The sequence below is a fragment of the Erwinia plantamica genome, from assembly GCF_043420595.1.
In the GTDB taxonomy this organism is placed as follows: Bacteria; Pseudomonadota; Gammaproteobacteria; order Enterobacterales; family Enterobacteriaceae; genus Erwinia; species Erwinia aeris.
Genome location: NZ_JBGCUC010000002.1, coordinates 104,319 through 116,477, shown reverse-complemented (window position 1 = coordinate 116,477; position 12,159 = coordinate 104,319). Strand labels below are relative to the sequence as shown.

Below are 12,159 nucleotides of genomic sequence, written 5' to 3'. Positions count from 1 at the left end.
CTACGCCCAAATTGAGGGGGCCTCTATGGCGAGGCCCAACGTTTATTCTGCTGGCGGGGTATAACCTTCGATATGGACATCGTGTCCTTCGAACAGAAATTTCACCATTTCCTGCTCAAGCTGTTTGCGATCTTCCGGGTTCATCATGCTCAGCTTTTTCTCGTTGATCAGCATGGTTTGCTTGCTCATCCACTGCGACCAGGCTTCTTTGGAAATTTCGTTATAGATACGCTTGCCCAGTTCACCCGGATAGAGCTGAAAATCCTGTCCTTCAGCATCGCGCTGCAGGAACGTACAAAAAATGGTTCTGCTCATCACTCTTCCTCTTCTGTTGGAATGCCCATCGGTTGCGGCTGACGCAGCTGCGCCAGCAAGCGCTCCACCGGGGCAGCCAGTCCCACGGACGGCGGCTGCGCTAAGTTATACCAGAGACCCGCGGCTTCATCCATGACCGCGCCTGCGGCAGGCAGTTTCAGCCACATTGGCACAATATCCAGGTGGAAATGGCTGAATGTGTGGCGAAAAGCGATAGTCTGGGTCAGCGCCGCATGATCGATATGGCGGCTGTGCAGCCACTGCCGCAGCTCGTCTTCGCTGGCGAACTGCGGAAAGCAGAACAGCCCGCCCCACAGGCCAACCGGCGGCCGCTGTTCCAGCCACACTTTGTCGTCCCGCTGCATCATCAGCAGATAGCCGGTGCGCTCCGGCAAAATCTGTTTTGGCTTCTTGCCGGGATAAGCGGTCTGGTTGCCCTGCGCACAGGCGATACAGCCCAGCTTCAGCGGACAAATTTCACATTTGGGTTTTGAGCGGGTGCAGACCATCGCGCCCAAATCCATCATCGCCTGGTTAAACTGGCTGACGCCTTCGGCAGGCGTGACCTCTTCGCTAATCTGCCAAAGACGCTTTTCCACCTCTTTTCTGCCCGGCCAGCCCTGAACGGCATAGCAGCGTGCCAGCACTCGCTTGACGTTGCCGTCCAGGATCGGGAAATGCTGACCCAGCGATAAAGAAAGGATCGCACCCGCTGTCGAGCGGCCGACGCCGGGCAGATCGGCAACCTCTGCAAAGGTCTCCGGGAATTTCCCGCCGTGTTTTTCCACTACCTGTACCGCCGCCTTATGCAGATTGCGCGCGCGGGCATAGTAGCCAAGTCCGGTCCATAAATGCAGCACCTCATCCAGCTTTGCGGCAGCCAGATCGGTCACGGTGGGAAAGCGCGCCATAAAGCGTTCAAAGTAAGGGATAACGGTCGCGACCTGCGTCTGTTGCAGCATCACTTCGGAGAGCCAAACTTTATAAGGGGTTTTTGCCAGCTGCCAGGGCAGGGTTTTGCGGCCAAAGCGCTGATACCAGTCCAGTACCTGCTGTGAGAACTGCGGCGCTTGCATCATCTTTGCGAGGTTTCCCCAGTAAATTAAAAATCAGGCTGGGATTCCAGCACAGACCCGTTATGCTGTAAACCGGAAGTTTCCAGGGCTTGCTTAACCGCTGTAACTTTGCATAATGCCCGTTTTTCAGATATTGCAGACCAGCAGGCAGAAACATGAAGAATGATGTGATTACACCGGAGTTTGACGAAAACGGCCGCCCGATGCGCCGTATTCGCAGCTTCGTTCGCCGTCAGGGCCGCCTGACCAAAGGCCAGCAGCACGCGCTGGACCATTTCTGGCCTGTTAAAGGTGTGGAGTATCAGCCGGAACCCGTTGATCTGGCATCCCTTTTTGGCCGCGAGGCGCCGGTGGTGCTGGAGATTGGCTTTGGCATGGGCGCATCGCTGGTGGCGATGGCCGCCGCGAACCCGCAGCAAAACTTTCTGGGTATTGAAGTGCATTCGCCGGGCGTCGGCGCCTGCCTGAGCGCAGCCGACGAGGCGGGCGTGGAGAATCTGCGCGTGATGTGTCACGATGCAGTCGACGTGCTGGAGAAAATGATCCCGGATAATTCGCTGCGTATGGTGCAGCTCTTTTTCCCGGATCCCTGGCATAAAGCGCGCCATAACAAGCGCCGCATCGTTCAGGTGCCTTTTGCCGAGCTGGTGATGCGCAAGCTGAAGCTGGGCGGCGTGTTTCATATGGCGACCGACTGGGAAGCCTATGCGGAACATATGCTGGAAGTAATGAGCAGCATTGCTGGCTACAAAAACCAGTCGGCAACCAACGATTATGTGCCGCGTCCCGATTCGCGGCCGTTAACAAAATTCGAACAGCGCGGCCAGCGTCTTGGCCACGGTGTATGGGATTTGATGTTTGAGAGGATTAAATAATGGCAGCTCAACGCAGTCGTCGCTTGCGTAAAAAAATGCATATCGATGAGTTTCAGGAATTAGGCTTTTCCGTCGCTTTCTCCTTCCCGGAAGATACCAGCGGCGACACCATCGACACCACCCTGGACGCCTTCATTAATGAAGTTATCGATCCCAACGGCCTGGCGTTTGACGGCAGCGGCTTCCTGCAGTGGGAAGGGCTGGTCTGCCTGCAGCAAACCGGCAAGTGCACCGACGAGCACCGCGAGCTGGTGCGTAAATGGCTGGAAGATCGCCAGCTGAATAATATCCAGGTAACCGAACTTTTCGACGTCTGGTGGGACTAATTATCTGCCTGCCGTAGCATAAGCAGGCAAACCGTCCGTTGAGGCCACGCATGCGTGGCCTTTTGTTTCTCAGGAGAAGAGTCAATGCGTAAAGCGATCGTAGCGGCCGCGCTGTTGCTGGCGGCAGGCCAGGCACAGGCCGACTATCAATGTAGCGTCAATCCTCAGGACGATATCGTTATCTCTCCGCAGAACGTCAAGGTAGTGGGCGCCAGCGGCAATCTGATCATCACACCGACCGGCGAGGTACAGCGCAACGGGCAGTCCGCTTCGGTCGATAACGCCACGCGCCAGACCGCCATCGACTATCAGGCCGCGCTGCGCCGCGATTTGCCCTGGATCGATCAGGGAGCGCGTCAGCGTCTGGAAAAAAGCCGCGTGGCGCTGGATAACGTGATCGTCAACAAACTGGGCACGGACAGCAGAGTCCGTAGCCGCCTGACAAAGCTGGACGAGCAGCTGAAGCAGCAGATGAACCGCATTATTGAGCATCGCAACGACGGGCTGACGTTCCATCATCAGGCTATCGAGCAGGTGCGGCAGGACGGCGAAAAGCTGGTGCAGAGCGCGATGGGCGGCGTGATCCAGGACAGCCTTAACGAAATGGGCAGCAAGGTGAACGGCGATAATCCGCTTCAGGCAGTGATGGGTAACCTGGGCGGATTGCAGCAGGCCGTGCAGGCGGAATGGAGCAATCAGGAGGCGGACTTCCAGAACTTCGGACACGAAGTCTGCAACCGCGTGACCGCGCTGGAAGCGCAGCGTAAGACGCTGATTGGCGGATTGAAATAATCCGGCCAGAGCTGCTCTTCTGGTGTCTGTACGGGCTGGCTGTAAGCGGCAAAGACTACCGGCACCAGGACGTTATCGCCTTTCTCTTTGTCTAAAGACGTCCATGGGATTTATAGCTGGCAGCGTTGCCATAACGGCAGACTGTATTAACGGCTTGCGATTAGGCTGGTATTCCGCGCGCCGCGCGTAAAGAGGGGATAGCCGTTTGAAAACACGCCCCGCTTTTTCCGGCGGGACGTGGGTAAAGCGGGGCGGCTATTCAGCCAGGAACAGCTCCAGCAGCGAGTTCAGGAACAGCTTGCCTTTCTCCGTCACCTGCCAGCTTTGCGCCGTTTCCGTCAGGTAACCTTTCGCCAGCGCCTCATCAAGCTGAGGACGGATAGCTTCCTCACTAAGGCCGGTAAAGCGCGCAAACTCTTCGCGGGGCGCCGCTTCCAGCAGCCGGAAACGGTTCATAAAGAACTCAAACGGCTTTTCTGTTTCCGCGACCTCGTGCTGACGGTCCAGATAATTACCGTTCATAAAGCCGCGTGGGTGGCGGATTTTGGCGGTGCGGATAATTCGCCCGTCTGCCTGCGTCAGCTTGCCGTGCGCGCCGCAGCCGATCCCCAGATAGTCGCCGAAGCGCCAGTAGTTGAGGTTATGCTCGCAGCGGTAGCCCGGTTTGGCATAGGCGGAAGTCTCGTACTGCTCGTAACCCGCCGCCGTTAACAGCTGGTGGCCCTGCTCAAAGATATCCCATAACGCGTCATCGTCCGGCAGCACGGGCGGCCTGGAGGCAAACAGCGTGTTGGGTTCGATGGTCAGCTGATACCAGGAAAGATGCGGCGGATCCAGCTCGATAGCCTGGCGCAGGTCGTCCAGCGCCTCCGCCAGCGACTGATCGGGCAGGCCATGCATCAAATCAAGGTTAAAGCTGCGCAGGCCCAGCCCCTGAGCCAGCTTCGCCGCGCGCTTCGCTTCTTCCGGGCCGTGAATGCGGCCAAGACGCGTCAGCTTCTGCTGGCTGAAGCTTTGCACGCCAATCGAGATGCGGTTGATACCGGCGCGCTGATAGCCGCTGAAGCGATCGGCCTCGACGGTGCCCGGGTTCGCCTCCATGGTGATTTCCGCCGTTGGCGAGAGCGGCAGCCTTGCCCGCACGCCGTCCATCAGCATCTGCATCGCCTCGCTGCTCAGCAGGCTGGGCGTGCCGCCGCCGATAAAGATTGTGCCAACCTCGCGGCCAGCCGCCAGCGGCAGATCGGCATCCAGGTCGGCCAGTAAATGCCGGACATACTCCTCGTGCGGCACTTCGCCCTTCAGCGCATGCGAGTTGAAATCGCAGTAGGGACATTTCTGTACGCACCACGGAATATGAATATAGAGGCTGAGCGGCGGCAGATTATGCATTGCGCATCGCTTCCAGCAGCAGGGCCAGCGCTTTGCCACGATGGGAAACCGCGCGTTTCTCTTCTTTGCTCAGCTCTGCGGCGGTTTTGCCCAGCGCCGGTACAAAGAACACGGGATCGTAGCCGAAGCCGCCTTCGCCGCTGACGGCACGGGCGATTTCTCCCTGCCAGCAGCCGTGAAACACCAGCGGCGTGGGGTCTTCAGCATGGCGCAGATAAACCAGCACGCAGTGGAACTGCGCCTGGCGCTGGCCGTCCGCCACGTTTTCCATCGCTTCCAGCAGCTTGTCGATATTCTGCCGATCGCTGGCCTCCGCGCCGGCGTAGCGCGCGGAATAGATGCCAGGCGCGCCGCCCAGCGCGTCCACCGCCAGCCCGGAGTCGTCGGCAATCGCCGGCAAACCGGTGATAGCCGCAGCGTGACGCGCTTTCAGCAGGGCATTCTCGATAAAGGTCAGGCCGGTCTCTTCGGCCGACTCCACGCCACACTCGGTCTGCGCCACGATATCCAGGCCAAAGGCGGCCAGCTTATCGGCCAGTTCACGAACTTTTCCGGCATTGCCGGTGGCGAGCACTACTTTTTGCATATCAGGTCCAGAAGTTAACTACCGTACAAATTAAAGCTGCGCCCAGCCGGGAACAAAGTCCATTCCCAGATAGTTCAGCATATAGAGGATCAGGATCACCGCCATCGCCGAGAAGTCGATGCCGCCCATCGCCGGAATAAGGCGACGCACGGGTGCCATCAGCGGCTCAGTCAGCTGGATCAGCACGTAATCCACCGGGTTGCGGCCCTGGCTTATCCAGCTCATCAGCGAGCGAATGATAATCACCCAGAATACCAGCACGCCGGCGGCTTTCACCAGCGACACCAGGCCGAAATAGAGGAAGACCGGATCGAAAATAAATACGCTGCTCTGAAGCGTGAACATCACGGTAAACAGCAGCACGCTCAGCACATAGGCCAGCAGTAAAGACGCGGTATCCAGCGGCCCGATAGAGGGAATGACCCGGCGCATCGGGCGGATCACCGGCTGGGTGATCTTAACGATAAACTGCGAGAACGGATTATAAAAATCGCATCTTGCCCACTGCATCCAGATACGCAGCAGCAGCACTTTCACGTAAAGATTAATTATCGTTGAGACCAGAAAAGTCAACGTCAGCATAGAGTCCCTCAAAAGTTAGTTAGTGGCGCCGTAATCGCGCGCGCCAAATATGGCGGTGCCAATGCGCACCATGGTCGTACCAGCCTCAATAGCCGCATCCATATCGTCGCTCATCCCCAGAGAGAGCGTGTCGACGGAGGCATAACTCTTTTTCAGTTCGCTAAAGGCTGACGCCATCCGGCGACAAACGGCCAGCTGGTGCTGATAATCCGCCTCCGGCGCGGGGATCGCCATCAGGCCGCGCAGCGTTAAACGCGGCAGCTGAGCGATCTCGCGGGCCAGATCCGGCAGCGCAGCCAGCATGATGCCAGATTTACTCTGCTCGTCGCTGATATTTATCTGGATCAGCACATTCAACGGCGGTAAATCGGCCGGACGCTGTTCGTTCAGCCTGGCGGCGATCTTCAGCCGATCCACCGTATGGCACCAGGCAAAGTTTTCCGCTACCAGCCGACTTTTGTTGGATTGCAGCGGCCCGATAAAGTGCCACGCCAGCGCGGAATTGTTAAGCGCCTGGATTTTATCGACGCCTTCCTGCACGTAGTTTTCGCCAAAGGCAAGCTGGCCCGCCGCCGTCGCTTCTTCGACCGCGCTCGCAGGTTTTGTTTTGCTCACTGCAAGCAGCGTAATTTCTGCTGGATCGCGGCCGCATCGTGCGGCTGCCGCTGAGATCCGCTCGCGTATCTGCTGTAAGTTGTGCTGAATCGGGGTCATAGTCAGGGAGTTAATATGGATATTGAGGAATTAGTGGCGCTTAGTGTAAAGCATAACGCCGGGGATCTGCACCTCTGTAGTGGTCATTATCCGTTCTGGCGGCTGGCCGGCAGGCTGGAGGCGATACCGGGCGGTCTTCCTGCCAGCGACGAGCTGCTGCTAAAAATTAGTCAGGCGTGGCTGGATGCCGATCAGCAACGCGAATTCGCTCGCGCAGGCCAGCTGGATTTCGCGCTGACGCTGGCCGACGGCACGCGGCTGCGGGCGAATCTGTTCCGACAGCGGCGGGGTATTTCGCTGGCGCTGCGCTTTATCACCAGCCGCTGTCCCGAGCTGGCGGAGCTGGATCTACCGCCGATAGTAAAGGAGCTGCTCCGGCTGCAGGACGGGCTGGTATTGGTGACGGGCGCGACGGGCAGCGGCAAATCAACCACGCTGGCTGCGCTTATCGGCGCGATTAACCAGCAGCAGCACCGCCATATCCTGACGCTGGAAGATCCGGTGGAGTTTATTCACCGCAGCGAGCGATCGCTGATCCAGCAGCGGGAGATAGGCCGGCACTGCGTCTCTTTCAGCACCGGGCTGCGGGCGGCGCTGCGCCAGGATCCGGACGTCATCCTGCTGGGCGAGCTGCGCGATAGCGACACCATCCAGCTGGCTTTGACGGCGGCAGAAACCGGGCATCTGGTGCTGGCGACGCTGCACACGCGCGGCGCGGCGCAGGCGGTGGACAGGCTGGTGGACGTTTTTCCCGGCGCGGAGAAAAACCTGATCCGCAGCCAGCTGGCCGGCAGCCTGAAAGCGGTGATAGCGCAAAAGCTGGTGCCGGGCGTGACCAAAGGTCGGGTGGCGCTGTTTGAGGTGCTGATTAATACCCCAGCCACAAGCAGCTTGATTCGCGAGGGCAAAACGCATCAGCTACCGGGCGTGCTGCAAACCGGCGCGCAGCTGGGTATGCAGACGTTTGAGCAAAGTTTGCAGGCGCGGCGGCAGGCCGGGCTGGTGGCGTGATTTCAGGTGAAGACGGAGGTGTAACGGAAAGCGGGGCCGATAGCGTAATGGCAGGCGTTACTGGCAAGTGAAGCTGGAGAAGTAATGGCAATCGAGACTGGCAGCCGCTGGTGCTGGGGCGTGGCGGCAATCGAAACGGGCGGGTGGCGGTGCTGCTGGCGTAACGGTAAGCGGGGTTGGTGCACGAGCCGGGCGACGTTACGCGGCCCGGCGGTAAAAGTGAAGCGATAAGCGAGCCGACTAGCTCCACGCGTTTTCAAACCAGCTTTCGAGGATGATCACGGCCGAAAGAGAATCGACGCTGCCCTTATTCAGCGCACGAAAGCCGCCGCGTGAAAAGAGGTCAGCCCTGGCTTCCACGGTGCTGAGCCGCTCATCGTGCAGCTCTACCTTGACGCCAAAGCGCCCGTGCAGCCGGTTGGCAAATTTGCGCGCTCTGGCGGTCAGCGGCTGTTCGCTGCCATCCATATTTAACGGCAGACCGACCACAACATGATCCGGCTGCCACTCTTTCAGCAACGCCTCGATTTTGCTCCAGTCGGGCGTGCCGTCCTGCGCTTTTAACGCGGGAAGCGGGCGGGCGGTGCCGGTAAGCTGTTGGCCTATCGCCACGCCGATGCTTTTGGTGCCGAAATCGAAGGCCAGCAGAGTAAGGTGGCTCATCAGGCGTGTCCAACATCGCTGGTGATATTGTGAATATCCACGCCGATGCTTTTCGCCGCTTCGCGCCAGCGTTCGGCCACGGGCGTTTTAAACAGAATATTGCTGTTGGCCGGAATGGTCAGCCAGGCGTTTTCCAGCAGCTCGTTTTCCAGCTGGTCTTTCTCCCAGGCGCAGTAGCCCAGCGCGACCAGTACGCTTTCCGGCTGCTCCGGCGTGCCCAGCGTTTCCAGCACGTCGCGGGAGGTGGTGATCACCGTATTATCGGAAACGCGAATGCTGGACGCGTAGGTATGCTGAGCCGAGTGCAAAATAAAACCGCGATCTTCTGCCAGCGGGCCGCCGGCAAAAACCGGCTTGTCGAGTTTGACTTCGGGTTCGCGCGGGGTTGGCATAATTTTTAACTTCTTAAGAATGCCGTCGACGGTAAGATTTTCCATCGGTTTATTAACGATAATACCCATGGCGCCTTCGTCATTGTGTTCGCAGATATAAACAACCGAACGTTTGAACAAAGGATCCAGCAGCGTGGGCATGGCAATCAAAAAATGATGCTGTAAATTCATATCAGGATTCTGTAGTCGGGTTGCCCGCCTGTGGTAAAGGCCGCAGGCGAACAACAGGGTTAGCACGAAGGCCCGTCAATCCTTTTCTTATCAGGCCAGTCGTTTTTCAATCGCATCCATAAGCATACCAGTAATTGAAATCGGGAATGCGGCCTCGATCTCACGTATGCAGGTCGGGCTGGTCACGTTAATTTCCGTCAGCTTGTCGCCGATGATATCCAGGCCGACAAAAATCAGGCCCTTTTGCTTCAGCATTGGGCCGACGCGGCGGGCAATTTCCCAGTCGCTTTCGGACAGCGGACGCGCTTCGCCACGGCCGCCGGCCGCCAGGTTGCCACGCGTTTCGCCCGATTTGGGAATGCGAGCCAGGCAGTAAGGTACGGGTTCACCATCCACCACCAGCACGCGCTTGTCGCCTTCTTTAATCGCTGGCAGATAGTTCTGCGCCATGCAGTAGAAGCTGCCGTGCTCGGTCAGCGTTTCAATAATCACCGACAGGTTTGGATCTTCCTGCTTCACGCGGAAAATAGAGGCGCCGCCCATGCCGTCCAGCGGTTTCAGGATAATGTCGCCGTGCTCCTGCCAGAAATCGCGGATCTGCTGCGCGCTGCGGGTCACCAGCGTGTCCGGCGTCAGCTCAGCAAACCAGGCGGTATAGAGCTTCTCGTTGCAGTCGCGCAGGCTCTGCGGCTTATTCACGATCAGCGTGCCTTTTTCTTCCGCGCGCTCAAGGATGTAGGTCGCATAGATAAATTCGGTGTCGAAAGGCGGATCTTTACGCATCAGCACTACGTTCAGGTCGGCCAGCGCAATATCCTGCTCGCTGCCGAACTCGTACCATTTGTCGTAGTTTTGCTCAACGCTCAACAGACGCGTTGCGGCGCGCGCTTCACCGCCGCGCAGATAGAGATCTTTCATCTCCATATAGTGAATTTCATAACCGCGGCGCTGTGCTTCCAGCAGCATCGCGAAGCTGCTGTCTTTTTTAATATTGATGGCGCTAATCGGGTCCATCACAATGCCAAGCTTAATCATTAGTCTCTCCAGTTGAGCTTTCTTGCCTGCCGTTTTTCTCGTCAGTGCCTGTTATCAGCCTAAATCGCCAAACCGCACCTGAAGGGCGGTAATGGCGGTTAGCGCGGTGGTCTCCGTGCGCAGCACGCGAGGCCCTAAAAGGATATCGGTAAAGCCGTAGCGCGCCGTCATCGCGATCTCATCCGCCGTCAGGCCGCCTTCCGGGCCAATCAGCAAACGGACGCGTTCCACGGGCTGCGGCAGGGTATTGATGCTTTGGCTCGCTCTCGGGTGCAGATTGAGCTTCAGGCTGCTGTCCTCTTCGGCGCTCCAGGCCTCCAGCGTCATTGCTTCACGCACCTCCGGCACGCGATTTCTGCCGCACTGCTCGCAGGCGGCAATCACAATTTTTTGCCACTGCTGGATTTTTTTCGCCAGCCTTTGGGCATCAAGCTTTACGCCACAGCGCTCAGAAAACAAGGGGGTGATGCTGTTTACGCCCAGTTCCACCGCTTTTTGAATAGTGAACTCCATCTTCTCGCCGCGCGACATCACCTGGCCTAAATGCAGGTGAAGCGGGGATTCACGGCACTCTTCGCGACTTTCCTGCACGGCGACGCGCACATTTTTCTTATCCGCCTGCACGATTTCGGCGCTAAATGTCAGATTAGTACCATCGAACAATTCCAGGCGCTGACCGGCGTTCATCCGCAGTACGCGTCCTACGTGATTTGCCGCTTCTTCGTTGAGGAAAACTTCGCTGCCGACGACCAGCGGTTCGGCATGATAAATGCGGGGTATACGCATGGGGATCCTGATAAAAGTAACTGGCCGCGGCGGGCGCGGCCAAGACATGCTGTCCAGTTTAGGCCACAGATTTTACCGCTGGCAAGCACGCTGTACATAGGGGTTGTGGTTGCCCTGGACTTTTGCGATGCGGTTATCGCGCTCGCATTCCCAGGCGGTAACCGGATACTGCTTGTCCCAGACCGTCATCAGCTGAGTCTGCTGTTTCGACATCGCAATCTGGTACTGGTCGCGCATATAGAACCAGGTGCGGGCGATGGCGCCGCGCGCGCGCGCTGGCGGTTCAGCCTGCTTGTTCTTGAAATCGATCTTCATTTCGCACTGGCCGTACTGATGCTCGCTGCCGTTCCACTGGCTGTACATAAAGTTGCCGCGATCGCCGTTAACCTCGCCGATGGCAGGCTGCAGGTTATGCAGATCGGACTCTATACGGCGATAGCCCGCGTCTTTGGCGCACTGTTTTCTGCCGCCTTCCTGCCAGCACTGGCGCTGGTGGCCGAAAGTCCAGGCGGGCACCACGTGCTCCCACTCAATGCGGTTAGCGCGGTTGGCGTTTTTGCGTACCTGATAGCCGCAGGAGGCGAGGTCCGGCACGCCTTTTTTCCCCTGCCAGTTAATTTTACAGCCGCAGTAAAAAGAGCCTGGCGCATCGGCATTGATTTGCGCGGCATAGGCTTTTGCCTGGCTGAAATTATTCTGATGGTAGTTGTTGGGGCTTAACCCGTGGGCAAAGAAGGCGGTCAGCAGCGAAAAGCAGCCAATAATTTTGCGTAACATAGTCCGGTTTTCTGTCAGTCAATAAAGCGGCGAGAGTAGCAGAAGCGCCGGATAACAGGAAATCGTCGCGTGCTTTATCAGCGCTTTTTTTGACGCCAGGCCGATTTTTATGCGGGCGTAAACGTGCCGGGCAGCAATTTTTCGCCGCAGTGAACGCAGTGGTATTCGCTTTCGCCACGCGTGACCCGGTTATGACGGCGTACGGTCAGCTGATGCTGCTGACAGCGGCAGCGATAGGGGAAAGCGCGGCTGCGCACCGATTCGATAGCAAACTGGTGGGTGCGTCGTGCAGGCACGCCCAGCACGCTTTCCATCATCCACTTCCACTCTTTGCCATGCGGCGCCACGCGGCCAAACTGTTTCCATACCAGCAGATGCGCCAGCTCGTGCGGCACCACTTCATTGATAAAAGCTTCCTGATTTTCCAGCAGCAGCACCGGATTCAGGCGGATCTCCCAGGCTTCCAGCCAGGCGGTGCCCGCAGCCGTACCGCGCTGCTGATAAACCAGCTTTGGTTCAGGATAGTGACGTTCAAGGCGCTGATTAGCCTGCTGCAGCTTGTCGCGCAGCGAACGCATCACGGCCTGTTGTAGGGCTATTGGAAGTCGAGGGGATTTCATGGTGCAGAGGATACGACGTGAGGCAGGGGAATTCAATGAAGCTGGC

The 12,159-nt window shown here is 58.0% G+C and carries 16 protein-coding genes; 4 read left to right on the top strand and 12 right to left on the bottom strand.

Annotation, left to right across the window (positions count from 1 at the left end):
* Positions 1 to 42: 42 nt before the first annotated feature.
* Entirely contained in the window at positions 43 to 315 is a 273-nt protein-coding gene (locus AB3U87_RS02365) for an oxidative damage protection protein (protein WP_125287307.1), read from the bottom strand.
* The gene (gene mutY, locus AB3U87_RS02360) at positions 315 to 1,391 is read right to left on the bottom strand and encodes an A/G-specific adenine glycosylase (protein WP_301253216.1); all 1,077 of its coding nucleotides are present in this window, start codon (positions 1,389 to 1,391) and stop codon (positions 315 to 317) included. The genes AB3U87_RS02365 and mutY overlap by 1 nt, the downstream gene beginning before the upstream one ends.
* 155 nt (positions 1,392 to 1,546) lie before the next feature.
* Between mutY and trmB the strand changes: the two genes are divergently transcribed.
* The 3 genes from trmB (at position 1,547) to AB3U87_RS02345 (ending at position 3,384) form a co-directional block, all read left to right on the top strand.
* Positions 1,547 to 2,266 carry a tRNA (guanosine(46)-N7)-methyltransferase TrmB gene (trmB, locus tag AB3U87_RS02355; RefSeq protein WP_253458581.1) on the top strand — a complete coding sequence of 240 codons (720 nt, stop codon included), beginning with the start codon at positions 1,547 to 1,549 and terminating at the stop codon, positions 2,264 to 2,266.
* Positions 2,266 to 2,592 (top strand): YggL family protein, encoded by a 327-nt coding sequence (locus AB3U87_RS02350; RefSeq protein WP_253458583.1) that lies wholly within the window; start codon positions 2,266 to 2,268, stop codon positions 2,590 to 2,592. The genes trmB and AB3U87_RS02350 overlap by 1 nt, the downstream gene beginning before the upstream one ends.
* Positions 2,593 to 2,676: 84 nt before the next feature.
* Positions 2,677 to 3,384 (top strand): YggN family protein, encoded by a 708-nt coding sequence (locus AB3U87_RS02345; protein WP_253458585.1) that lies wholly within the window; start codon positions 2,677 to 2,679, stop codon positions 3,382 to 3,384.
* Positions 3,385 to 3,639: 255 nt separating this feature from the next.
* On the opposite strand, the gene hemW is transcribed toward AB3U87_RS02345, so the two are convergent.
* From hemW to AB3U87_RS02325, 4 genes are read right to left on the bottom strand one after another with little or no spacing between them, the layout of a single operon-like run.
* Complete coding sequence (gene hemW, locus AB3U87_RS02340) at positions 3,640 to 4,776, bottom strand: radical SAM family heme chaperone HemW (RefSeq protein WP_370734667.1); 1,137 nt, start codon at positions 4,774 to 4,776, stop codon at positions 3,640 to 3,642.
* The gene (rdgB, locus tag AB3U87_RS02335) at positions 4,769 to 5,362 is read right to left on the bottom strand and encodes an RdgB/HAM1 family non-canonical purine NTP pyrophosphatase (RefSeq protein WP_253458589.1); all 594 of its coding nucleotides are present in this window, start codon (positions 5,360 to 5,362) and stop codon (positions 4,769 to 4,771) included. The genes hemW and rdgB overlap by 8 nt, the downstream gene beginning before the upstream one ends.
* Before the next feature lie 30 nt (positions 5,363 to 5,392).
* Entirely contained in the window at positions 5,393 to 5,944 is a 552-nt protein-coding gene (locus AB3U87_RS02330) for a YggT family protein (protein ID WP_253458591.1), read from the bottom strand.
* A 15-nt stretch (positions 5,945 to 5,959) separates the two neighbouring features.
* Positions 5,960 to 6,658 (bottom strand): YggS family pyridoxal phosphate-dependent enzyme, encoded by a 699-nt coding sequence (locus AB3U87_RS02325; RefSeq protein WP_394148255.1) that lies wholly within the window; start codon positions 6,656 to 6,658, stop codon positions 5,960 to 5,962.
* Between the two features lie 15 nt (positions 6,659 to 6,673).
* On the opposite strand from AB3U87_RS02325, the gene AB3U87_RS02320 reads away from it, so the two are divergent.
* The gene (locus AB3U87_RS02320) at positions 6,674 to 7,669 is read left to right on the top strand and encodes a type IV pilus twitching motility protein PilT (protein ID WP_394148253.1); all 996 of its coding nucleotides are present in this window, start codon (positions 6,674 to 6,676) and stop codon (positions 7,667 to 7,669) included.
* A 240-nt stretch (positions 7,670 to 7,909) separates the two neighbouring features.
* Here AB3U87_RS02320 and ruvX read toward each other — a convergent pair whose 3' ends face one another.
* From ruvX to AB3U87_RS02290, 6 genes are all read right to left on the bottom strand, one after another.
* A complete protein-coding gene (gene ruvX / locus AB3U87_RS02315) occupies positions 7,910 to 8,332 on the bottom strand; it encodes a Holliday junction resolvase RuvX (protein WP_394148252.1) in 423 nt (140 codons plus the stop codon).
* A complete protein-coding gene (locus tag AB3U87_RS02310; RefSeq protein WP_125287318.1) occupies positions 8,332 to 8,895 on the bottom strand; it encodes a YqgE/AlgH family protein in 564 nt (187 codons plus the stop codon). Before AB3U87_RS02310 ends, ruvX begins: the two co-directional genes overlap by 1 nt.
* A 90-nt stretch (positions 8,896 to 8,985) precedes the next feature.
* On the bottom strand, positions 8,986 to 9,930 hold the full coding sequence (gene gshB, locus AB3U87_RS02305) for a glutathione synthase (RefSeq protein ID WP_125287319.1): 945 nt from the start codon (positions 9,928 to 9,930) through the stop codon (positions 8,986 to 8,988).
* Positions 9,931 to 9,984: 54 nt separating this feature from the next.
* Positions 9,985 to 10,716, bottom strand: a complete 732-nt coding sequence (rsmE, locus tag AB3U87_RS02300) for a 16S rRNA (uracil(1498)-N(3))-methyltransferase (RefSeq protein ID WP_253458602.1) — start codon at positions 10,714 to 10,716, stop codon at positions 9,985 to 9,987.
* 72 nt (positions 10,717 to 10,788) lie between these two features.
* A complete protein-coding gene (gene endA, locus AB3U87_RS02295; RefSeq protein WP_370734670.1) occupies positions 10,789 to 11,493 on the bottom strand; it encodes a deoxyribonuclease I in 705 nt (234 codons plus the stop codon).
* A 107-nt stretch (positions 11,494 to 11,600) separates the two neighbouring features.
* Positions 11,601 to 12,113 carry a SprT family zinc-dependent metalloprotease gene (locus AB3U87_RS02290; RefSeq protein ID WP_370734671.1) on the bottom strand — a complete coding sequence of 171 codons (513 nt, stop codon included), beginning with the start codon at positions 12,111 to 12,113 and terminating at the stop codon, positions 11,601 to 11,603.
* Positions 12,114 to 12,159: the final 46 nt, after the last annotated feature.

Excerpts from the sequence above, each read along its gene's own strand:
- trmB (WP_253458581.1), top strand. The coding sequence starts at position 1,547 with ATGAAGAATGATGTGATTACACCGGAGTTTGACGAAAACGGCCGCCCG.
- AB3U87_RS02365 (WP_125287307.1), bottom strand. The coding sequence starts at position 315 with ATGAGCAGAACCATTTTTTGTACGTTCCTGCAGCGCGATGCTGAAGGA.
- rsmE (WP_253458602.1), bottom strand. The coding sequence starts at position 10,716 with ATGCGTATACCCCGCATTTATCATGCCGAACCGCTGGTCGTCGGCAGC.
- ruvX (WP_394148252.1), bottom strand. The coding sequence starts at position 8,332 with ATGAGCCACCTTACTCTGCTGGCCTTCGATTTCGGCACCAAAAGCATC.
- AB3U87_RS02325 (WP_394148255.1), bottom strand. The coding sequence starts at position 6,658 with ATGACCCCGATTCAGCACAACTTACAGCAGATACGCGAGCGGATCTCA.
- AB3U87_RS02310 (WP_125287318.1), bottom strand. The coding sequence starts at position 8,895 with ATGAATTTACAGCATCATTTTTTGATTGCCATGCCCACGCTGCTGGAT.
- gshB (WP_125287319.1), bottom strand. The coding sequence starts at position 9,930 with ATGATTAAGCTTGGCATTGTGATGGACCCGATTAGCGCCATCAATATT.
- AB3U87_RS02350 (WP_253458583.1), top strand. The coding sequence starts at position 2,266 with ATGGCAGCTCAACGCAGTCGTCGCTTGCGTAAAAAAATGCATATCGAT.
- AB3U87_RS02330 (WP_253458591.1), bottom strand. The coding sequence starts at position 5,944 with ATGCTGACGTTGACTTTTCTGGTCTCAACGATAATTAATCTTTACGTG.
- AB3U87_RS02290 (WP_370734671.1), bottom strand. The coding sequence starts at position 12,113 with ATGAAATCCCCTCGACTTCCAATAGCCCTACAACAGGCCGTGATGCGT.
- hemW (WP_370734667.1), bottom strand. The coding sequence starts at position 4,776 with ATGCATAATCTGCCGCCGCTCAGCCTCTATATTCATATTCCGTGGTGC.
- endA (WP_370734670.1), bottom strand. The coding sequence starts at position 11,493 with ATGTTACGCAAAATTATTGGCTGCTTTTCGCTGCTGACCGCCTTCTTT.
- mutY (WP_301253216.1), bottom strand. The coding sequence starts at position 1,391 with ATGCAAGCGCCGCAGTTCTCACAGCAGGTACTGGACTGGTATCAGCGC.
- AB3U87_RS02320 (WP_394148253.1), top strand. The coding sequence starts at position 6,674 with ATGGATATTGAGGAATTAGTGGCGCTTAGTGTAAAGCATAACGCCGGG.
- AB3U87_RS02345 (WP_253458585.1), top strand. The coding sequence starts at position 2,677 with ATGCGTAAAGCGATCGTAGCGGCCGCGCTGTTGCTGGCGGCAGGCCAG.
- rdgB (WP_253458589.1), bottom strand. The coding sequence starts at position 5,362 with ATGCAAAAAGTAGTGCTCGCCACCGGCAATGCCGGAAAAGTTCGTGAA.